18 protein-coding genes and 1 other RNA gene are annotated in these 21,284 nt (G+C 69.3%); 2 read left to right on the top strand and 17 right to left on the bottom strand.

The window, feature by feature from the left end; genetic code table 11:
* Positions 1–66: 66 nt before the first annotated feature.
* The 10 genes from ACFOLC_RS07185 to ACFOLC_RS07230 form a co-directional block, all read right to left on the bottom strand.
* Complete coding sequence (locus ACFOLC_RS07185) at positions 67–1,593, bottom strand: DNA polymerase Y family protein (RefSeq protein WP_386758573.1); 1,527 nt, start codon at positions 1,591–1,593, stop codon at positions 67–69.
* Between the two features lie 151 nt (positions 1,594–1,744).
* A complete protein-coding gene (gene glsA / locus ACFOLC_RS07190) occupies positions 1,745–2,752 on the bottom strand; it encodes a glutaminase A (RefSeq protein ID WP_386758574.1) in 1,008 nt (335 codons plus the stop codon).
* A gap of 125 nt (positions 2,753–2,877) precedes the next feature.
* Positions 2,878–4,203: a DcaP family trimeric outer membrane transporter gene (locus ACFOLC_RS07195; RefSeq protein WP_386758575.1), complete on the bottom strand. Its 1,326-nt coding sequence runs from the start codon at positions 4,201–4,203 to the stop codon at positions 2,878–2,880.
* A 225-nt stretch (positions 4,204–4,428) separates the two neighbouring features.
* Entirely contained in the window at positions 4,429–5,091 is a 663-nt protein-coding gene (gene rpiA, locus ACFOLC_RS07200) for a ribose-5-phosphate isomerase RpiA (protein WP_386758576.1), read from the bottom strand.
* A gap of 16 nt (positions 5,092–5,107) precedes the next feature.
* The gene (locus tag ACFOLC_RS07205; protein WP_386758577.1) at positions 5,108–5,578 is read right to left on the bottom strand and encodes an EVE domain-containing protein; all 471 of its coding nucleotides are present in this window, start codon (positions 5,576–5,578) and stop codon (positions 5,108–5,110) included.
* Complete coding sequence (locus ACFOLC_RS07210) at positions 5,575–6,195, bottom strand: 5-formyltetrahydrofolate cyclo-ligase (RefSeq protein ID WP_386758578.1); 621 nt, start codon at positions 6,193–6,195, stop codon at positions 5,575–5,577. The genes ACFOLC_RS07205 and ACFOLC_RS07210 overlap by 4 nt, the downstream gene beginning before the upstream one ends.
* Positions 6,196–6,275: 80 nt before the next feature.
* Positions 6,276–6,462: non-coding RNA, 6S RNA (ssrS, locus tag ACFOLC_RS07215), on the bottom strand.
* 107 nt (positions 6,463–6,569) lie between these two features.
* Positions 6,570–6,875 (bottom strand): cell division protein ZapA, encoded by a 306-nt coding sequence (locus tag ACFOLC_RS07220; RefSeq protein WP_386758579.1) that lies wholly within the window; start codon positions 6,873–6,875, stop codon positions 6,570–6,572.
* A gap of 40 nt (positions 6,876–6,915) precedes the next feature.
* Entirely contained in the window at positions 6,916–7,137 is a 222-nt protein-coding gene (locus ACFOLC_RS07225) for a TIGR02449 family protein (RefSeq protein ID WP_386758580.1), read from the bottom strand.
* Positions 7,138–7,168: 31 nt separating this feature from the next.
* Positions 7,169–11,737: an EAL domain-containing protein gene (locus tag ACFOLC_RS07230; protein WP_386758581.1), complete on the bottom strand. Its 4,569-nt coding sequence runs from the start codon at positions 11,735–11,737 to the stop codon at positions 7,169–7,171.
* A 117-nt stretch (positions 11,738–11,854) separates the two neighbouring features.
* Between ACFOLC_RS07230 and ACFOLC_RS07235 the strand changes: the two genes are divergently transcribed.
* Both ACFOLC_RS07235 and ACFOLC_RS07240 read left to right on the top strand, forming a co-directional pair.
* Positions 11,855–12,394 (top strand): UPF0149 family protein, encoded by a 540-nt coding sequence (locus tag ACFOLC_RS07235; protein ID WP_386759014.1) that lies wholly within the window; start codon positions 11,855–11,857, stop codon positions 12,392–12,394.
* 152 nt (positions 12,395–12,546) lie between these two features.
* Positions 12,547–13,869: an aminopeptidase P N-terminal domain-containing protein gene (locus tag ACFOLC_RS07240; protein ID WP_386759015.1), complete on the top strand. Its 1,323-nt coding sequence runs from the start codon at positions 12,547–12,549 to the stop codon at positions 13,867–13,869.
* Positions 13,870–14,059: 190 nt separating this feature from the next.
* Here ACFOLC_RS07240 and pepQ read toward each other — a convergent pair whose 3' ends face one another.
* The 7 genes from pepQ to rph form a co-directional block, all read right to left on the bottom strand.
* Positions 14,060–15,379: a Xaa-Pro dipeptidase gene (gene pepQ, locus ACFOLC_RS07245; RefSeq protein ID WP_386758582.1), complete on the bottom strand. Its 1,320-nt coding sequence runs from the start codon at positions 15,377–15,379 to the stop codon at positions 14,060–14,062.
* Positions 15,380–15,459: 80 nt separating this feature from the next.
* A complete protein-coding gene (locus ACFOLC_RS07250) occupies positions 15,460–15,810 on the bottom strand; it encodes a PilZ domain-containing protein (RefSeq protein WP_386758583.1) in 351 nt (116 codons plus the stop codon).
* Positions 15,807–18,068, bottom strand: coding sequence for a DUF1631 domain-containing protein (locus ACFOLC_RS07255; protein ID WP_386758584.1), 2,262 nt, complete (start codon positions 18,066–18,068; stop codon positions 15,807–15,809). The genes ACFOLC_RS07250 and ACFOLC_RS07255 overlap by 4 nt, the downstream gene beginning before the upstream one ends.
* A gap of 180 nt (positions 18,069–18,248) precedes the next feature.
* Positions 18,249–19,454 (bottom strand): radical SAM family heme chaperone HemW, encoded by a 1,206-nt coding sequence (hemW, locus tag ACFOLC_RS07260; RefSeq protein WP_386758585.1) that lies wholly within the window; start codon positions 19,452–19,454, stop codon positions 18,249–18,251.
* A 62-nt stretch (positions 19,455–19,516) separates the two neighbouring features.
* Positions 19,517–20,119 (bottom strand): RdgB/HAM1 family non-canonical purine NTP pyrophosphatase, encoded by a 603-nt coding sequence (gene rdgB / locus ACFOLC_RS07265; protein ID WP_386758586.1) that lies wholly within the window; start codon positions 20,117–20,119, stop codon positions 19,517–19,519.
* Complete coding sequence (locus ACFOLC_RS07270) at positions 20,116–20,508, bottom strand: VOC family protein (RefSeq protein WP_386758587.1); 393 nt, start codon at positions 20,506–20,508, stop codon at positions 20,116–20,118. The genes rdgB and ACFOLC_RS07270 overlap by 4 nt, the downstream gene beginning before the upstream one ends.
* Before the next feature lie 21 nt (positions 20,509–20,529).
* Positions 20,530–21,273, bottom strand: coding sequence for a ribonuclease PH (gene rph, locus ACFOLC_RS07275; RefSeq protein WP_386758588.1), 744 nt, complete (start codon positions 21,271–21,273; stop codon positions 20,530–20,532).
* Between the last annotated feature and the right edge of the window lie 11 nt (positions 21,274–21,284).

A 21,284-nucleotide genomic window follows, 5' to 3' on the forward strand; every position in this document is an offset into this window, starting at 1 on the left:
GCATGCCAATGCCGGACTGCCTGGCCTGCGGACCCGCACGCCGCCCGGATAATCCAAGGCCTTGAATCAGAACAACGGCAACGTCGTGCCTGCAGGTATGGCATCGGGCTTGTCGACGGCACGAGCCCAGCTGCTGGCACCGTAAGGAGCAGCGGGTTGTCGCGGTTTATAGCCGGGCTTGCGCTGGACTTCGCGGTGGGCATGTTCGGCCAGCACCTTGAACTGACGCTCACGCAGCCGGTAGAGCTCGTGGGCGTCATCGGAGACCGCGTCATCGCCTCCGGCGTGTTTGTGCGTGACCACGTCTTCTTCGAGGCCGATTTCCGGGATCTTCGAGAAGGGGATGCGCATCGGCGCGGCATCGTGTGACAGTGCCTGTTGCATCGCGCCAAAGTACAGGGTGTTGTTGCCGTAGCGTTGGTTGATCGAGTCCAGCGTCGTGCTGACGGCCTTGGCGCGTCCGCGTGAGTCGATGAGTTCGTGACTGACGCTGCCGACCGGCTCGAGGCCGGTCAGGGTCACGGCCACCGACAGCGGCGGGTGACGGCGCGGCTGCCAGCGGCCACGCCGCATCGCCCGCTCCAGGGCAGCAAGCTGCTCGCCCAACAGGTCGAGCAGGGTCGGGGTGTCGTCCAGCGGCGCGAACGCCAGGTCGCGCTCGAAGCGTTTCTCCAGGCCGACGAAGCGGATACGCAGCGACAAACCGGCGGCGAGAAACTGCTCGTGCCGCAAGCGCATCGCGGCTTTGGCCAGCAGCTTGAACAGTACCGCGCGGGCGCCTTCGAAACTGCGCAACTCCGGACCGAGCACGTGCGAGTGGCCGATCGAACTGCGCCGTGTGGCGCGGACCGGCACGTCGAGCCCACGCAGCTGCAGCCAGTAGCGCTCGCCTTCGATGCTGCCCCAGGCGGTGTGCAACTGCTGTCGCGACGCGGCGCACAGCTGCTGCACAGTGTGGAGGCCGGCAGCCCGCAGGCGTTGCTCCATCGATGGCCCGATGCCGCAGAAATCGCGCAACTCCAGGCTGTGCAGCTTGTGCGGCAGGTCGCTCAACTCGATCACGGTGAGGCCGTCGGGCTTGAGCATGTCCGATGCGGTCTTGGCCAGGAATTTATTCGGCGCGATGCCGATCGAGCAGCGGATGGCCGGGCTGAGTTCGGCGAGCTTCTGCTTGATCCGGTGCGCGATGGCTTCGGCATTGCTGCGCTCGCGTTCGCGGCCGATCAGCCAGCACGGCACCTCATCGATCGATTCGGGGTGGCCATGGGGGATGCAGTCCTCGATCGCGGCCATCAGGCGATGGTGCATCGCGACGTAACGCGCGGGACGGGCCTCGCGCACGATCAGCTCGGGACACAGCTTACGAGCTTCCCACACCGGCGTGCCGGTCTTCACCCCGAAGGCCTTGGCCTCGTAGCTGGCGGCGATGCAGCAGGTGCTGTCGGCCATCACCGGCGCCACCGCGACCGGACGGTCACGCAGCCGTTCGTCGTCGTGCTGCTCGACCGATGCGAAGTAGGAATTGAAATCGACGAACAGGCAGCGCAGGGTCATCGGCAGGAACGGCGCTCGGGCGAACAGTATCGCGCCCACGGGTCGCAGATGGTGCGAAATATCGGGTTCTTCACGGGTAACCGGGGCGACTTTGGCGTCGGTGCGCCCCAGGGCGCTGCCACCGTCATCAGCGACGGGCTGGCGGCCAGCATCTCCTCCAGCGGGCGAGGCGTCAGAAATCGGAGTGCGGTTATTTCCCGGTCTCGAACACGCCGCTGCCGACCAGTTGCCGGACGATCATCGCCATCGCCTTCTGGCCCTTGACCGAGTTGCCGGCGGCATCCAGCGGCGGGGCATAGGTCGCGATCGCGAACTTGCCCGGCACCACGGCAACGATGCCGCCGCCCACGCCCGACTTCGCCGGCAGGCCGACGTTGAAGCTCCACGTGCCGGTGGTTTCGTACAGACCGGTGGTCAGCATCAGCGACAGGGTCTTTTCGGCGCTGTCGGCGCTGACGACCTTCTTGCCGGTGGCCGGATTGGTGCCGCCGTTGGCCAGGGTGGCGCCCATGGTGGCCAGGTCGCGCACGTCCAGTTCGACCGAGCACTGGCGCGTGTACAGGTCCAGCGCCACCTGCGGATCGCTCTCGATCACGCCGTAGCCTTTGAGCAGGCGCGAGATCGCGCGGTTGTGTTCGTAGTTGCTCGACTCGGACTTGTAGACCGTCTCGTTGACGCCGAGGTGGCGGCCGGCGTAGGCGTCGAGAATGCCGTTGATGACGTTCCAGCGCTGCTTCGGCTCATCGGCTGGCGCGATCCAGCTGGTGGTGGCGATCGCGCCGGCATTGACCAGCGGGTTCATCGCCGGGGTGGTGGCGGCATGGTCCTCGATGGCGATGATCGAGTTGAAGGGCAGGCCGGTCTGGTTGGTGCCGATCTTCTGCGCGACCCAGTCCGCGCCCTTGTGCTCGATCAGCCACGAGGCGGTGAACGGCTTGGACACCGACTCGATCGCGAAGCGGGCGTCGGTGTCGCCGACCGAGTACACCTTGCCGTCGACCGTCATCACCGCGATCGCGAACAACTGCGGCGGCACCTGCGCCAGCACCGGGATGTAGTCGGCGTTCTTGCCGCCGGTGTCGCCCTTGACCGCGGCATAGGCCGCGTCGACCGCGGCCTTGATTGCGGCCTGGTCCACCGCAGGCGCGCTGGGGCGCGCATGGACGATGCCCGGCGACAGCCAGGGCAGGACCGTCACCGCGCAAAGCAGGCCGATGGATTGCACAAAGCGTCGGCGTCGGCGTCGGGGCTGAGGGCCTGGGACAGTCATGGATGCTTTTCCTCGAATCGGTATGTAAGGGGGCGTGCCGGCGGCGTTGCGCGTCAGGGCTGGCCCGGGAACAAGTACTTGAAGGACACCTGCAGGCGGGTGTCGTCGCCGGTCGCGCCGTCGTTGTCGGTGCGCTGGCCCCACAGGAACTCGCCGCCGACCATCGTGTTGGCGCTCGGGTAATGCAACAGGTTGATCGAGGCGTACTCGCCCTTCTTGAATGCACCGGCGTCCTGGTTGTTGCTGTTGTCGACCTGGGTGAAGCTGTAGCCGATCGACGAGCTCCAGCGTTCGTTCCACCAGCGGTCGTAGTAGACCAGCCCGGCCCACAGCGGCATCGCCGTGGCCCTGGGGATCTCGCCGGGACGGGTGTCGCTGGGGACCAGGTCGTTGCCGCCGTCGTTCATGTAGCTGGCGATGCCTTCGCCGCCGACCGCGGAGAGGACCAGGCGGTCCTTCTGGTCAAACTTGAGGTGGCCGCTCAGCGCCAGGCCCCAGCCGGTGTCCTCGCCGTTGGGGCGGTTGCCGGGGGTGTCGGCGGTTTCGAAGGCGACCCGGCGCACGATGCCGGAGGCCTGGAAGTGGCCCCAATCGCGGCTCATGCGGAATTGCGCGGACAGGTCCGGCAATTCGTCGCGGCCCTCGGCCTGCGCGCCAAACTCGGGGAACTGGCGGCCGAAGCGGCCGGTGTCGATGTCCGAGCTGGCATCCTCGATCGCGATGGCGAAGCTGTTGGCGCCGGCCAGCGGCGTCCAGCGGACCTGCGGGTTGCGCAGGAACACCTGGCCGGCGGGGCCCCAGTAGTCGATGGTGTTGGGAAACACGTCGACGTCCATGAACAAGGTGTTGGTCTGGCCGGCGAGCCATTGGCCGTACTGGCCGTAGGCCTGGCGCAGGCGTGGCGTGACCTTGCCCTGGTCGTCGCCGACGCCGAACAGGTCGGCTTCGAGCTTGAGGTGGAAGTCACCGCTGCCGCCCTCCAGGCCGACCCGGCTCTGACGGATGCTGCCGATGAACTTGCCGTCGCCGCCGTACTGGCCGTCGCGGGTGGGAATGCGCGTGGCGCGCAGGGTGTCCTCCCAGTCGGGGTCGACCCGGCCGAAGTCCTGGATCGCGTCGAACTGGACGAAGCCGTACAACTTCAGCGGGCTGTCGGCGTGGGGCTGCGGTGCGGGCGGTGGTGGCACAGCCGGAGCCTGCGCGGTCGGCGCCGCGATCAGGGCTGGCGCAGGCGATCCCTGCGGCTCTGCGGGGGGCGGGGCGATGGACATGACCGAAGGAGGCGTGCCCTCGACCGCACGCAGGCGTGCTTCCAGCGCCTGCACGGTGCTGCCCAGTGCCTGCACCGTGTGATTGAGCCGGTCGATTTCGGCCTGCATCTGCGCGGGAGTGCGGGACTCCTGAGCCGCAACCGCGCTGGTGCACAGAAGCAGCAATAATCCTGCCCCAGCCAGCAGCGGCCGGCCTCCTGTGTTTCGATGCATGTACCGCTCCTTGTCCCCTGCTGCGACAACGCGCAAGGGGAGGATCGTACTGCCTTCGAACGTGCAGGTTGCGTCAATGGCACTCCCGGTCGAGCGGGGTGCTCGCGGCAGATGATTGCGTTACAGCACGATCGGCGGTTCGCCACCGACGATCACCACATCGGCCGGGCGGCGTGCGAACAGGCCGACGCTGACCACGCCCGGGATCTGGTTGATCGCCGATTCCAGCGCCACCGGATCGGTGATGGCCAGGCCGTGGATGTCGAGGAGCGCATTGCCGTTGTCGGTGACCACGCCGTTGCCGCTGGCGTCCTGCCGCCACACCGGCTGGGCGCGGGTCATGGCGAGGATCTCGCGCGCGATCAGACTGCGCGCCATCGGGATCACCTCGACCGGCAGCGGGAATTTGCCGAGCACATCGACACGCTTGGCCGGATCGACGATGCAGACGAACTTGGCGCTGGCCTCGGCAATGATCTTCTCACGCGTCAGCGCCGCGCCGCCGCCCTTGATCAGGCGCTTGTGCGGGTCGCATTCGTCGGCGCCGTCGACATACAGCGACAACGGGCCGGTGGCGTTGAGGTCGAGCACCTCGATGCCGTGCGCGCGCAGGCGCTGCGTGCTCTGCTCGGAGCTCGATACCGCGCCCTTGATGCGGTGCTGGATACGGGCAAGCGCGTCGATGAAGTAAGCGACGGTCGAGCCGGTGCCGACGCCAACGATCATGCCGTCTTCCACGTAGTCGATGGCTTTTTCGCCGGCCAGGCGCTTGGCTTCGCTCATGTCGTTTGCATCCGGGTCATTCCAGGGAGAGGAGGTATTTCCATTGCGCGGCGGCGACCGGAAAGACCGAGAGGCGATTGCCGCGACGGATCAGCGCGAATTCCTCGCCGAGCTTGTCGGCGTGCTGCTTGATCTCGTCGAGTGAAATCGTGCGGGCGAGCTTGCGTTCGAACGCGATGTCGACCAGCTGCCAGCGCGGTTCCTCGCGCGTGCTCTTGGGGTCGTAGTAGTCCGATTTCGGATTGAACTGGGTCTCGTCCGGGTAGGCCTTGCTGGCCACCGTGGCGGTGCCGACGATGCCGGGCACGGCGCAGTTGGAGTGGTAGAACAGCACGCCATCGCCGACCTGCATGCCGTCGCGCATGAAGTTGCGTGCCTGGTAGTTGCGCACCCCGTTCCATGGCTCGGTGCCGACGCGCTTCAGATCATCGATCGAGAATGCGTCGGGTTCGGACTTCATCAGCCAGTAGCGGCGGCGTGCGGTCATGCGGGATTCGCGTCGATGGGATTCGCGGTGATGGAAGCGGGGCGGCAGTCGTGGGTGGTCGATTCGGTGCAGACCGCGTCGAGTGCGACGTCCCAGTCGGCACGATCAAGTGCGTCGATGCGCTGCACGTCGAACGCGGCGCCAACCAGCCACGGCGGGGCGGGTTGGCGGTGGCGGAAGGCGAAGCTGCGGTCGTACCAGCCACCTCCCATGCCGAGCCGGTGACCATTGCCGTCGAAACCGACCAGCGGCGTGACCACCAGGGTCATCTGCTCGGGGTCGAGCAGCGAACTGGGGGCGATATCGGGTTCGGGGATGCCGTGCTGGTTGCTGACCAGGCCGTCGCCAGGACGCCAGGGCGCAAAGCGCAGGCGCTGGTCGTGGTGCAACACCGGCAGGCAGTACACGCACTCGCGCGGCAGTTTCAGCTGCCAGGCGTGCAGTGCGATCTCGCCATCCATTGCCCAGTAGCCGGCGACGTAGCCCGACGCCGGCGCGAATGGCAGCGCCAGCAGGTGCGCGGCGAGGCGGTCGGCGGCGGCGATGCGCTCGCTGGCGGGCAGGGCGCGGCGGCGGGCGCGAAGTTCGCGGCGAAGCGCCACGCGATCAACCGTCATGCGACGCGGATTCCTTGGTTGAAAGTGGCAGGGGCGCCATAGAAGAACGGGCGCGAACACGCGCCCGTCCGGGAATGAAGTAGTCCTCCGCCGATGGCGATGCGTGCGAAACGACCTTGAACCCGGGGTTCAAGTGGGAACGCTTGGAGGCCTTCGGGCTTCCCGCTACAAGGCGGACCTGCACGCCGGGCTTCCGTCGCATCCCCGTGGTCGCAATTAAGGGGCAAGGCGTATGTTTGCGCACGCCGTCGCACACAGCAGAGGACGTGGTGGAAGTATAGCCTGCGGGTTGCCGCTGGCGTACCCGCTCGTCGGCGGCCGATGCGGTTGCGATTCAGCGGTATGCGCGAATCGTGGCGCGAAGCGTTGCGGACTCAGCGCGCCGGCGTGTCGAACAGGTCGTCGAGTCGGCGGTGCAGGTCGCCGAGGGTGCGCGCGAGCTCGCGGTCGCGGCCTTCGCTCTCGCTGCGCAGCAGCTGCAATTCGTGGGCGAGATTGAGCGCCGCCAGCACGGCGACGCGGTCGAGCGCGGCCATGCGGTTGTTGCCGCGGATCTCGCGCATCTTGTTGTCGAGCAGGCGCGCGGCAGCGAGCAGGCTGTCGCGCTCGTCGGGCTCGCAGCCCACGGTGTATTCGCGGTCGAGCAGGCGGATGCTGACCGGTTCGCTCGAAGTGCTCATCGTGACGGGTTCACCGGGGCGTGCTCATGCAAAGGTGGGCTCACGTGTGCTGCTCCAGCGACTTCAGTCGCGCGATCATCGCCTCGACGCGGGTGCGCGCCTGTTCGTTCTTGGCCAGCAGGGCCGAGCGTTCGCCGATCAGTTGTTCCTGTTGCTGGCGCAGGCTGCGGTTCTCCTCGCCAAGGCGGCGCGTGCGTTCGGCCAGCGCCTCGACGCGGGCGGTCAGCGACTGCAGTTGGGCGAGGAGTTCGGCGCGGTCCATGTCGGCACGATAGGCAGCGCCCCACACCGGGTCAAGGCGTGGTGTCCAGCGGCGCGCCGGCGATGACCGGGTGCGGTGTCCAGGCGCGGATGAAAGCCAGGCAGTGCGCCGCTTCCAGCGGCCGCGCCAGCCAGTAGCCCTGGATCTCGTCGCAGCCGTGGCCGCGCAGGAACTGCATCTGTGCCTGCGTCTCCACGCCTTCGGCGATCACGTTCAGGCCGAGCGAGTGCGCCATCGCGATCACCGTGGTGGTGATCGCCTCGTCGTCGGCGTCGCGGGTGAGGTCGCCGATGAACTCCTTGTCGATCTTGAGGGTGTTGATCGGTAGGCGCTTGAGGTAGGCCAGCGAGGAATAGCCGGTGCCGAAGTCGTCGATGGCCAGGCCGACGCCGAGCGCGCGCAGCGCGTGCAGGGTCGCCGAGGTCTGCCCGGCGTTGGCCATGATCACGCTTTCGGTCAGTTCCAGCTGCAGCATTTCCGGCGGCACGCCGCTCTCGACCAGGGCGCGAGCGACCTGCTTGGGCAGGTTGCCGCGCAGCAACTGCAGCGAGGACACGTTGACGGCCATGCTGAGCTGGTCGAGGCCGTTGAGGCGCCAGCGCTTGAGCACGCCGCAGGCCTCGCGCAGCGCCCATTCGCCGATGTCGAGGATCATCCCGCTTTCTTCGGCCAGCGGGATGAACTGCGCCGGCGATATCTCGCCGAGCTCGGGGCTGTGCCAGCGCAGCAGCGCCTCGACGCCGGTGATGCGCGACTGCGACAGCGACAGCTTGGGCTGGAACACCAGGCGCAGCTCGTTGCGGTCGAGCACCGTGCGCAGCGCCGCGGAGATCGTCGCGCGGCCGCGGATCTCCAGGTCCATCGCTTCGGTGTAGCGCATGAAGGTACGCCGGCCGGCGGCCTTGGCCTGGTACATCGCAGTGTCGGCGTGCTTGAGCAGGTCGGTCGGCACCAGCGCGTGGTCCGGGTACAGGCTGATGCCGATCGAGGGCGAGATCACCACGTCGTGGCGCTGCTCGAAGTCGAGTGGGGTCTCGAACGCGACCAGCACGTCGCGCGCGACCTGCTCGGCCTGCTCGACGCCGTCGAGGTTCTCCAGCACCACGGTGAACTCGTCGCCGCCGAGGCGGGCGACGGTGTGCTGGGTACCGACCGCCTGCTGCAGGCGGTTGGCGGCGGCGCGCAGGATGCGGTCGCCGGCGGCGTGGCCGAGCGAGTCGTTGATGTCCTTGAAGCGGTCCAGGTCGAGGAACAGCATCGCGATCCGGCTGCCCTGGCGCCGCGCCCGCACGATCGCGCGCGACAGCCGCTCCGACAGCAGGGCGCGGTTGGGCAGGCCGGTCAGGGTGTCGTAGTTGGCCAGGTAGCGCAGCTCCTGCTCGGCGCGCTTCTGGTCGGTGATGTCGCCCAGCACGGCAACGTAGTGGCCGCGCTGGCCGTAGGCGTCGAGCACCGCGCTGCACTGGAACCAGCACAGGAACTCGTCGCCGTCCTTGCGTTGCTGCCAGATCTCGCCGGACCAGCGGCCGTTGCGCTGCAGTTCGGTGCGCACGTGCTGGTAGAACGCCGCGTCGTGCTGGTCGCTGTCGAGCAGGTTGGTCGGGCGGCCGATCACCTCGTCGTCGCTGTAGCCGGTCATGCGGGTGAAGGCCGGGTTGACCGAGACGAAGGCGAAGTCGCGGTCGAACACCGTGACCGCCTCGATCATGCTGCTGAGCACCTCGCTGGCGATCAGGCGGTCGCGCTCGGCGCTGCGGTTGGCGCTGATGTCGCGGGCGGTGCCGGCCACGCGCAGGGCGCGACCGTCGGCGCCGCGCTCGACCACGCGGCCGCGGGCGCGGATCCAGGTCCAGTGGCCGCCGTGGTCGCGGACGCGGTGTTCGGACAGGAACAGCGGGCTGTCGCCGCGCAGGTGCCGGCGCAGCAGGTCGAGCATGCGCGGCCGGTCTTCATGGTGGATCTCGAGGTCGGCCTCCATCAGGGTCTGCACGCCGACGTCCGGGGCCCGGCCGTTCTGGTCCTCGACCTGCATCCGGTGCAGCACGCGGCGGCCCAGGTCGTAGTCCCAGAACTGCTCGCCGGACGCCCACAGGGCCAGCTTCAGGCGCTCCTCGCGTTCGCGGATCTGGGCGAAGTAGCCGCGTTCGCGCTGGCGGCTGAGGCGCCGGCGCCGGACCAGCACGAGGGCCAGCACCAGCACGGCCAGGGCGGCGGCGGCGACAACCAGCGGGTGCCGCCACCAGGGCGGCGCCACGTGCACCGGGAGCTGCAGCGCCTGCGCGAGCCACAGGCCGTCGCGGTTGGTGGCCTGGGCGCGGAAGGTGTAGTTGCCGGGCGGCAGGCGCGTGTAGGCGATGTCCTGCTGCGTGCCGTTGTCGATCCAGCCCTTGTCGAAGCCGTCCATGCGGTAGCGGTAGCGGATGCCGGCGGCCGGGGCGAAGTCGAGCGCGCCGATGCGCAGGCGCAGCAGGCCGGCCGCAGCAGGCACTTGCAGCCCGCTCGGCTGCCACAGCGCGCCCGGGTCGGCCTGGCCGTCGGCACCGATCCAGGCGCCGAGCAGGCGCACCGGCGGGGTATTGGCGGAGTCGACGATGCGCGTCGGATCGAACAGGTTGAGGCCGCGGATGCCACCGAAGGCCAGCCGGCCGTCGCCGAGGGCGGCCACCGAGGCGCCGTTGAACTCCAGGTCCTGCAGGCCGTCGGCGAGGCCGTAGCTGCGCGCCTGGTCGGTGCGGGTGTCGAAGCTGACGATGCCGGCCTGGGTGCCAAGCCAGAGCCGGCCCGCGGGCGCCTCGGCGATCGAGAACACCACCGGCACCTGGCGTCCGTTCAGCGTCTGCGCCAGCGGGTGGACGAAGCGGATGCCGCCGTCGCGGTGCTCGACCACGCGGCTGAGACCGGCGTGGGTGCCGACCCAGAGCGTGCCGTCGGCCGCCAGGTGCAGGGCGCGCACGCGGTTGCCGGGCAGGCTGTCGGCAGCGTTGCTGTCGTGGCGGAAGTGGCGCAGCTGGCCGCTGGCCGGATCGAGCAGGTCGAGACCGTCGCCGGTGCCGAACCAGACGTGGCCGTGGCGGTCCTCGGCGATGGCGTGGACGACCGGGTAGCTGAGCCCGCCGGCTTCGCCCTTGGTGTAGGCGTAATGCGTCAACTCGCCGTTGTCGGGGCGGTAGCGGAACGCACCTTGGCCGTGGCTGCCCAGCCACAACGCGCCGCTGCGGTCCTGCGCGAGCGAGCGCAGGCCGACGGCGTCGAGGCCGGGGATGGCCACGGGTTCGACGCGCCGGTGCTGCGGATCGAACCGCAGCAGGCCGTGGCTGCTGGCCAGCCACAGGCGGTCACCGTCGGCGCGGGCGAAAGCGGTGATCTGGCGCGGTCGCGGCGTCGGCGGCAGGGTCGCGGTGAGGTCGTCGAAGCGATCCTGCGACGGCTCGTAGCGCAGCAGGCGCGCGTTGTCGGTGCCCAGCCACAGCGCACCGTCCCCGCCCTGGATCACGGTACGGATGCTGTCGTCGGCGGAGGGATTGTTGGCGCCCGGGCCGTACGGGTCGAAGACGTAGCGGAAGCGGCTGCCGCGCGGGTCGGTCACGGCCACACCGCGGAACTGGCCTCCGACCCAGAGCAGGCCGCCCTGGTCGACCAGCAGGCTGTTGACCGAGTCGTCGGGCAGGCCGGCCTCGATGCCGGGCTCCTCGTTGACCGCCTGGACCGCACCGGTTGCCGGATCGAGGCGGCGCAGGCCGTGGCCGTAGGCCGAGAACCACAGGCGGCCGTCCGCCGCTTCGGCGATGGCGCGCACCTCCCGGCCCTCGCCGGGCTTGGCTGCGTCGTTCGGCCAGACCCGGGTCAGCTCGCGGTGGTTGCTGTGCAGGCGGTACAGGCCGTCGCGCCGACCGAGCCAGAGCTGGCCGTTGCGGTCCTCGACCAGCGAGAGCACCGGTTCGGCCGGGCCGACCGGTTCGAGCTCGTCGCGCGGGCCGATCCGGAACAGGCCGGTCGGTCCCGCATACCAGGCTGTGCCGTCGCGGCTGGCCAGCAGGGCCTGCCGGGGCGCGGCACCGGCGGGCTGCCTGTCGAACGGCAGCTGCATGTCGCTGCGACCGCTGGCCGGATCGAGCCGCTCCAGCCCGGCCACGGTGCCGACCCAGAGCCGGCCGCGGTGCGGCAGCAACGCCATCACCTGGCGGTGCGGGTGGTCGCTGGCGGAAGCGGAGAAGCGCTGGATGCGGCCGTTGCGCAGGTCCAGCCGGACCAGGTACTCCGAGTAGGTGCCGACCCACAGCGCCTGCTCGCCCTCCAGCGCGAGCGCGGTGATGTTGCTGTCGGGCAGGCTGGCCGGATCGCGCGGGTCGTGGCGGTACGGCAGGTAACGCTGGCCGTCGTAGCGGTGCAGGCCGCCCTGGGTACCGACCCACACGAAGCCCTGCCGGTCCTGCGCCAGCGCCGTCACCGTGTTCTGGGTGAGGCCGCGCTCGCTGCCCAGCCGCGAGAAGTAGAAGTCGCGCGTCGCCGCCTGGGCCTGCAGTGTCAGGCCCAGCAATAACGCGAGCGCCGGGGCAAACAGCCTGGCGAGGGGAGCGGCGGTGAGGAAGTGCGAGGGCACGACACCGGGGCATTGGCCGGAGCAGCGTGCAGTGTAGGCAAGCGTTTGCATCGGCAACAAGCGCGCCATGCATTGCTAAACTGCAGGCACTCCCCCGTAGTGATGCCCGTGTCCGCGATCGAACTGCCTGATTTGCCCGCGATCGAAGCGCAGAGCCGCCACCTGGCGCTCGCCGCTTCGCCCTTCGAATTGCACGGCGGCCTGTGTGGCTGGCTTGCCGGCGGCGGTGCCCCGGTGCGCGAATGGCCGGCCAAGGTGCTGGCCGACGACGCGCTGGCGGCGCCGGCCGAAGGCAGCGCGCTCGACGAGCTGCGTGTGGCCAGTGCCGCACAGCTGGCCGACCGCAGTTTTGATTTCGCCTTGCTGCTGCCCAATGCCGATGCGCCCCTGGTCGAGCGCAGTGGCGCGTTGTTCGAATGGTGCCGCGGCTTCCTCGGCGGATTCGGCCTCGCCGCCGGCGCCAAGCCGCCGTTGTCGGACGAGGGCAGCGAGGCTTTGGTCGACCTGGCCAAGCTGGCCGCCGCGCAGGCGCAGGACGAGGGCGACGAAGACGACGAGGCGGCGCTGGTCGAGATCGAGGAGTTCGTCCGCGTCGCGGTGCTGCTGCTGCACGGCGATTGCGTGCTGGCCGCGCAGCACCGGCAACGGCTGAACTGACGCATCAGTTCGTCATTCCCGCGTAGGCGGGGTCGTTTGGGCCGCCGCATGGCGGCACCATCCAAGGACGTTGGTGTCTGCCAACACCACGAGGCCAAAAGCTAGAGTCCATAGATTTCCGCCTGCGCGGGAATGACGAGCGAAAGCCGATGATCAAACCTCTCACCATCCCCGCCAAAGCCTATGCGCGCCGTCGCCGGCAGTTGATGCGCATGGCCGGCAACGACGCGATCCTGGTGCTGCCGGCCGCACTCGAGCGCATCCGCAGCCGCGACACGCACTACCCGTACCGGCAGGATTCCGACCTGCTGTACCTGACCGGCTTCCCCGAGCCGGAGGCGGTGCTGGTGCTGGTGCCCGGCCGCAAGCATGGCGAGGTGCTGCTGTTCTGCCGCGAACGCGATCGCGAACGCGAGGGCTGGGACGGCCCGCGTTTCGGTCCCGAAGGCGCGGTGGAGGCGTTCGGTCTCGACGATGCCTATCCGATCAGCGACCTCGACGACATCCTGCCCGGCCTGCTCGAAGGCCGCTCGCGCGTCTACTACCACTTCGGCCGCGACCAGGAGTTCGACCTCAAGCTGATCGGCTGGCTCAACCGCGTGCGCGCGATGGTGCGCCAGGGCGCGCAGCCGCCACACGAGTTTCTCGAGCTCGGCCACCTGCTCGACGAGTTGCGCCTGTTCAAGGACCGCGACGAACTCAAACTGATGCAACGCGCCTCCGACATCAGCGTGCTTGCCCATGAGGCGGCGATGCGTGCCGCGCGCCCGGGCGTGCGCGAGTACGAATTGCAGGCCGAACTGGAGCGCGTGTTCCGCATGCACGATGCAGAACCGGCCTACAGCAGCATCGTCGGCACCGGCAGCAACGCCTGCGTGCTGCACTACCGCGCCAACAGCGCGCAGAGCCAGGACGGCGAGCTGGTGCTGATCGACGCCGGTGCCGAGTACCGCGGCTATGCCAGCGACATCACCCGCACGTTTCCGGTCAACGGCCGTTTCAGCAAGGCGCAGCGTGCGCTGCACGACCTGGTCGGCGCCGCCCAGGCCGCCGCGCTGGCGCAGGCGCGGCCGGGCGTACCGTACGAGGCCGGTCATGTCGCCGCGATCGAAACCCTGACCGAAGGCCTGCTCAAGCTCGGCCTGCTCAAGGGCAAGCTGGAGAAAAACCTCGCCGACGGCAGCTACAAGCGCTTCTACCGGCACAAGACCGGGCACTGGCTCGGCCTCGACGTGCACGACGTCGGCGAATACCGCATCGACGGTGAATCGCGTCTGCTCGAACCGGGCATGGTGTTCACCATCGAGCCGGGCCTGTATGTATCACCTGATGACACCACGGTCGAAGCGAAGTGGCGCGGCATCGGCATCCGCACCGAGGACGACGTGCTGGTCACCAAGGGCGGTGGTCAGGTGCTGACCGGCAAGCTGGCACGCAGTGCCGACGAGATCGAGGTGCTGATGGCGGCGCGTTGATGCGTTGCTGAGCGGCCGATGGGTTCGCTGCGCCCGACCCATCCTACGGGTTGTACGACATCATCAACGACGACTACTGCTCGTGATGACAGCGATCACCGGGTCAACAGTGATCGCTGTTCGGCGAAACGTCAGAAGTGATCTCCTGCCATGATCTTTTGACGGTCCTGATGGTTGCCGGTTGATGGCTTCAGGCGGCGGCTGCAAAGCCTTCGCGCGTCAGGTTGATCGGCGCCGCCTCGGTGCAGGCCACGTCGTCCTCGATGCGGATGCCGCCGAACGGCTTGAACGCATCGACGCGCGCCCAGTCTACGCTGTCGGCGTAGCCGTTCTTCTTGACCTCGTCGAGCAGCATGTCGATGAAGTACAGGCCCGGCTCGATGGTCACGACCATGCCCGGTTCCAGCACGCGGGTCAGGCGCAGGTACGGGTGGCCGTCGGGCTTGGCGATGGTGCCGCCGGCGTCGGAGGCGGCGAAACCGGCGACGTCGTGCACCTGCAGGCCGATGCCGTGACCGATGCCGTGTGGGAAGAACGCGCTGCTGACGCCGGTGGCGAGCGCGGCCTCCGGCGACACCTTGATCACGCCGAAGTCCTTGAGGATGCCGGCCAGTGCCAGGTGCGCGTCGAGGTGGATCTGCTTGTAATCGGTGCTGGCGCGGACCTGGTCGCACATCGTCTGCTGCGCGGCGTCGACCGCGTCGACCATCGCCTGGAACTCGCTGCCGGCATCGAATGCGTAGGTGCGGGTGATGTCGGACGCGTAGCCGTGGTGGCTGGCACCGGCGTCGATCAGGAAGCTGTGCAGGTGCTTGGGCGGAACGCGGTCGCGGTCGGTGTAGTGCAGCACCGCGCCGTGCTCGTTGAGGGCGATGATGTTGCTGTAGGGCAGGTCGTTGGCGTCCTGGCCGGCGGCCTGGCAGTAGACCAGGTGGATGCCGAACTCGCTGGCGCCGGCGCGGAATGCGCGTTCCGCGGCGCGGTGCGCGCGGACGCCGATCCGGGTGGCCTCGCGCATCATCGCGATCTCGTACGGTGTCTTGTAGCCGCGGTGGTACTCGAGGTAGTTGACCACCGCCGGCGGATTGTTGGGTGCGTAGTCCTTCAATGCGCTCTGGACTTCGCCGAGGACCGCGCTGCGTGCGACGCCGGGCAGGTGTTGCAGGGCTTCTTCGGGCTGGCGGATCACGACGATGTCGAAATGCTCGACCCAGTAGCCACTCGGCGCCGAGGGCACCACGTGCCAGTAGTCGAACGGTTGCAGGAAGATCAGCTTCGGCTTCTGCCCCGGCGTGATGACCAGCCAGCTGCCCGGTGTGCGCGTCAGCGGCAGCCAGGCCTTGAACTGCGGGTTCACTGCGTACGGGTAATCGCGGTCGTCGAACGCCTGGTAGTGCAGCGTGCCGCTGGGCACGACCAGGTGGTCAAAGCCACCGCGCGCCAGCGCGTCGGCGGTGCGGCGTTGCAGTTCGGCGAGGTGTTGCGGGTACAACTGGGCGGCGTTGGACATGGCGGGCGGCAAAAGGGACGGGTTCCCGCGCATTTTGCCGCATTGCCCCGGCGGGTTGTTTGCGCAGCCGGTCGCCGCGCTCAGGCGTAGCTGCCGCCGGGCGAGTCCAGCCACTGCCGCAGCTGCAGCAGCTCGCTCTCGAGCATGGTGATGAAACGGAAGCCGGTCCAGGTCTGGCCGGGCACGCTGGTCTTGTCCTGCCACAGCAGGTGCGCGCCGACCTCGATCGGCGAGACCCGGTGCGGGGCGTCGAGCAGGCTGAAACGCAGCTGGTACAGCGCATCGTCGGCCAGCGGCGCGCTGGCGATCAGCAGCATGCCGGTTTCGGACAGGTTGCTGAGATGGCCGATCACGGCGTCGGTCATGGTGTCGACGACCTGCACGGTGTCGACGATGCGGCGTCGGCGGGTGCGGCGGAACTCCTCGATCATGTCTCGTCCTCGCGCGGTCCGGTGGCGCCGCCGACCAGGCTGCGCAGGGTGTTGAGTGCGGCGTTCCAGGCGCGATCGACCAGGCGGCCCTTCTCGCTGGTGACCACGCGCGCCTGGCCGTGGGCCATCATCCGCGCCAGGCTGTCCAGTGTCTGCTCGCCGACGCGTTGGCCGCGCTGGTTGACGAACAGGGCGTTGTCGGTGACCGGGCTGAACCACGACAGCCGCCGCCGCACCACGTCGCCCTGCTGGTTGATGACGAATTCGAACCAGGTGCCGAACGGCAGCGTGCGCACGTGCTGCCAGTACGACTGCTCCTGCCCGTTGCGCGGCGGCAGGTCGGTGCGCGCCGTGCTGCCACCTTCGCCGAGGCGGGCGCGTGCCTTGAGCTTCAGCGCCAGTTCGGTGCGCGAGGCCGCATCGTCGTTGGCCGCGGCGACGCCGGAGGTGAGCTGGCGCGAGATCGCGCTGGCCTCGTCGCCGTGGTAGCCGACCTGGGCCAGCGCCTGCTCGATGTCGTCGCCGAGCCCGCCCGGCGCCGGCTCGCGGGTGCCAAGGACGTTGGCGGCGACGATCTGCCGCGTCGCCTCCAGTTGCCGGCGCCACTCTTCCGAACCCTCGCCGTGGCGCAGCAGGGTCAGGGTCAGCACGTCGGACCAGGCCTGGTTGAGCAGGGTGTGGACGAACTTCGGCAGCTTGTGCTCGTGCAGCACCCCCGAGATCGCCGCGCTGGTCTGCTGCTTGGCCAGGGTGAGCTTCTCCTTGCCGCGCGCCGCTTCGACGTGGCGGCGTTCGGCGACTTCGGCCTTGCGGGCCATCAGCCGCAGGTGTTCCTGCAGGTTCTGGTTGGCGGCCTCGAACACGGCGTTGTCGTCGTCGTAGTGCTCGACGACGTGGTCGACCGCGCGCCGCAGCTGCTCGTTGAGCTGCGGGTCGGCCTCGTCCTTGGGCAGCCAGTGGGCGCCGGCTTCGGCGACGGCGTTCAGCAGTTGCCGCGCCGGATGCTCGTTGCGGACGAAGAAGGCGCGATCGCGCAGTGCCAATCGCAGCAGCGGCACCTGCAGGCGGCTGAGCAGGCCGGCGGTGCCCGGATCGCCGCGCAGCTCGCGGGCGATCTCGCCATAGAACAGCTCGAGCAACTCGAAGGTATCGCTGTCGTCGCGCGACAGCGCGGTGGCCACGCCGCGTTGCTGGCGGGCCTGCGCCAGCAGGGCCTGGCGCACGTCGGTGAGGTTGCGGGGGGCGGCGGCGCCGTGCGCTGGCGCGGACTGCAGGGCGGCGAGGGCGGTGACCACGTCGCCGGTGGCCATGGGCTGTCGGACCGGGCCCGGCGTCGCGTCCGGTCGCAGCTTGTCGACCAGCTCGCGGCGTCCGGACAGCAATTGCTGCAGCACGGTGAAGGTGCCGTTCTCGTCGATGCCGGCGGCTGCAGCGTCGGGCTCGGGTTGTCCCGGCCAGGCGGTGAGCGGGCCGTGGGTGGCTGGACCCGCCATCTCGTGGCCGTGGCGCGGCGGCGATGCCTCGTGCGACGACTGCGCCGTCGGGCGTGCCCGGATCGGCACGAACGACAGGCTCGGCAGCACGTTCTCGCGCGCGAGCAGGGCGTTCATCGTCTCGACCAGTTGCGCATAGCCGGCCATGACGTGCTGGTCGTAGACGCGATACAGGTGCAGGCGCGCCTCCTGGCCAATCTGCAGCGACTGCGCGGCCTCGGCGAGGATCGCGCCGAGCCGGTGCGGCCCGACCGGCAGACGTTCGGCGTCGAACGCCGGCGCGCCGGACAGCACGCCGAAGCGCTGGCCGAGCAGCAGCAACGGCAGGCCGGCGCGGGCCTCGTGTTTACCGGCGATGCTGCGCAGTGCGTTGGCTTCATCGGCCTCGTGGTGATCGACCAGGCGCAGGTCGCGGAACGCGGGCAGCAAGGCGATCTCATCGATCAATGGCGCCGGCTCGCGGATCGCGGTGAGCGCGCTTTCCAGCGCGGCCAGGTAACGCGGCACGAGATCGGCGCGGTTGAGCCGGGCCGTGCGCAGGGTTTCCAGATGGCCCGATTGCTGGGTCGGGTTGCGGGCCTGGTCGGCGAGGCGGAACAGCTGCTGCTCGAACTCGCCCAGCATGTGCTCGAGCTGGCGTGCCATCTCGTCGGAGACCAGGGCGTAGAGGTGCTCCAGCACGCGCCGCACGCGCCGCGGCAGCGCCGCCGACGCGAGCGTAGGACGAGAGAGCGAACTGCCGAGGGGTTCGAACGTGGCGGACATGCGGGGTTCACCGTGTCGAGCGGGACGATCAGACCATGTCCCTTCGGCACTCCGCTAGCCCCTGTCGCTCCAGCGGCCGATTGGGAGCGACCGATTGATCCAACGGCGCGGGGGGGCGGCCGCGGCCAGCGACGCGGAGCGCCAGGCCGGGCACGGGGTCGCGCGTTGTCGGGGCAGTGCCTACTCGGGGAGGAACAACGCGACGACGTCGTTGGTGAAGCGGCGGCCGAGCTCGGTCGGGCGCACGCGGTCACCGTCACGTTCGAGCCAGCCCTGCGCGATGGCTGCCTGCAACTGTGCGGTGATCGCGCTGCGGTCCAGGCCGGTGCGCGCCTCGAACTCGCCCAGGCCGAAACCGTCGACCAGGCGCAGCAGGTTGAGCATGTACTCGAACGGGCGTCGTGCCGGTTCGATGCGGTCGTCGCCACCGATCGCGGCCGCGCTGCCGGCCTGGGCCAGGTAGGCGGTCGGGTGCTTGTTCTTCCAGCGCCGCAGCACGGTCTGTTCGGCGCCCAGGGTGATCTTGCCGTGCGCGCCGGCGCCGATGCCGAGGTAGTCGCCGTAGCGCCAGTAGTTGAGGTTGTGCGCGCACTGGCGGCCGGGCCGGGCGTAGGCGCTGACCTCATACTGGGCGTAGCCGGCGTCGGCGAGTAGGGCCTGGCAGTGCTCCTGCATGTCCCAGCTGCCGTCGTCGTCGGGGATGCCCTGCGGCGGCCGCGCCGCGAACACGGTGTTCGGTTCCAGCGTGAGCTGGTAGTGCGAGACGTGCGCCGGCTGCAGCGCGAACGCGCGTTCCAGATCGCGCTGCGCCATCGCCAGGGTCTGTTGTGGCAGCGCATACATCAGGTCGAGGTTGACGTTGTCGAAGCCGGCGTCCTGCGCCAGCTTGACCGCGGCTTCGGCCTCGGCGCTGTCGTGGATGCGGCCCAGGCGCTGCAGGCAGCCGTCGTCGAAGCTCTGGATGCCGAAGCTGAGCCGGTTCACGCCGGCGCTGCGGTACAGCTCGAAGCGGCCGTACTCGGCGGTGCCGGGGTTGGTCTCCAGGGTGATCTCGGCACCCGGCGCGAAGCGCAGCCGGGCGCTGGCGCCCTGCAGGAAGCGGTCGATGAACTCCGGCGGAAACAGGCTCGGCGTGCCACCGCCGAAGAACACCGTGTGCACGGTACGGCCCCACACCAGCGGCAGGTCGTGGTCGAGGTCGGCCAGCAAGGCGTCGACGTAGGCGTCGAACGGCAACGCGCCGCGGCCTTCGTGCGAGTTGAAGTCGCAGTACGGGCATTTGCGCACGCACCAGGGCAGGTGGACGTACAGCGACAACGGTGGGCACAGCAACGCGCCTTCGAACCGCCCTATCGGCGGTTCGTGCGTTGCTGTGCGCCCGGCCATGGATGGCCGGGCAGGGTGTTCCGGAGACGACATAGGCAGCGCCAAGGATGGCAGATTGGACGTTAAGCGAAGCGATCCAGGCCAGCCAATTGCTCGCGCAGCGCCGCCAGGGCGCGGCCGCGGTGGCTGATGCGGTTCTTCAGCGCGGGGGCGAGTTCGGCCGCCGACAGGCCGTGTTCGGGGTCGAAGAACACCGGGTCGTAGCCGAAGCCGCCGTCGCCACGCCGCGCGTCCAGGATCCGCCCCGGCCACACGCCCTCGGCGATGACCGGTTGCGGGTCATCGGCGTGGCGCAGCAGCACGATCACCGCGTAGAAGTGTGCGTTGCGCTGCGCCGCCGGCACGTCGTGCAAGGCGGACAGCAACTTGTCGATATTGGCGTTGGCGTTGCCGTGCTCGCCGGCATAGCGCGCCGAGTACAGACCGGGCGCGCCGCCGAGCGCGTCGACGCAGATGCCGGAGTCGTCGGCGAGTGCCGGCAGGCCGGTGAGGCGTGCGGCATGGCGCGCTTTCAGCAGCGCGTTCTCGACGAAGGTGAGGCCGGTCTCGTCGGCATCGCCGACGCCGATCTCGCCCTGGGTGACGAACTCGATGCCGCTGCCGTCGAGCAGTTCACGGAATTCAGCGAGCTTGCCGCGGTTGCTGCTGGCGATCACCCACTTCATGCCTTCAACTCCAGCAGGTCCCAGCGATTGCCGTACAGGTCCTCGAACACCGCCACGATGCCGTAGGGCTCCTCGCGCGGTTCCTCCACGAACTGGACGCCGCGTGCACGCATCGCCGCATGGTCGCGGTGGAAATCGTCGGTGTGCAGGAAGAAGCCGACGCGGCCGCCGGTCTGGTCGCCGATGCGCGCGCGCTGCGCGTCGTTGGCGGCCCGCGCCAGCAGCAGTGCCGTCCCGTGCCCGCCCGCCGGCGCCACGCGCACCCAGCGCTTGCCGGCGCCGCGGTCGCTGTCTTCCAGCAGTTCGAAGCCGAGCGCGCGGGTGTAGTAGGCGATGGCCTCGTCATAGTCCGCCACGACGAGAGTGAAACCGGCGATGGACTGCGTCATGTGTGCTTTCGCGATCGCGGCTCAGCGCGCCAGTGCTTCGCGCTGCTTGGCGATCAGCTCGGCGATGCCGGCTTCGGCCAACCCGGTCAGCGCATCGAGCTCGTCGCGGCGGAAGGCGTGGCCCTCGGCCGTGCCCTGCAGTTCGATGAAACCGCCGCCGTCGTTCATCACCACGTTCATGTCGGTGTCGCAGTCGCTGTCCTCGGCGTAGTCGAGGTCGAGCACCGGCACGCCGCGGTAGATGCCGACCGACACCGCGGCGACCGCGCCGAAGATCGGGTCGCGGCTGATCTCCTTGCGCGCCTGCAGCCAGCGCACCGCATCGACCAGGGCGACGTAGGCGCCGGTGATCGCGGCGGTGCGGGTGCCGCCGTCGGCCTGCAGCACGTCGCAGTCGAGGGTGATGGTGCGCTCGCCGAGCAGCTTGCGGTCGACGCAGGCGCGCAGGGCGCGGCCGATCAGGCGCTGGATCTCGAGCGTGCGCCCGCCCTGCTTGCCGCGCGCGGCCTCGCGGTCGTTACGGGTGTTGGTCGAGCGCGGCAGCATGCCGTACTCGGCGGTGACCCAGCCCTCGCCCTTGCCGCGCAGGAACGCCGGCACCTTGTTGTCGACGCTGGCGGTGCACAGCACGCGGGTGTCGCCGAAGCTGACCAGCACCGAGCCCTCGGCGTGGCGGGTGTAGCCGCGCTCGATGCGGACCTCGCGCAGTTGCTCGGGGGTTCGGCCGCTGGGGCGTGAGATCGCGGGGGTGCCGGCGGCTGCCATCGGGAATTACC

This window comes from Lysobacter cavernae, assembly GCF_042648505.1.
In the GTDB taxonomy this organism is placed as follows: Bacteria; Pseudomonadota; Gammaproteobacteria; order Xanthomonadales; family Xanthomonadaceae; genus Lysobacter_L; species Lysobacter_L cavernae.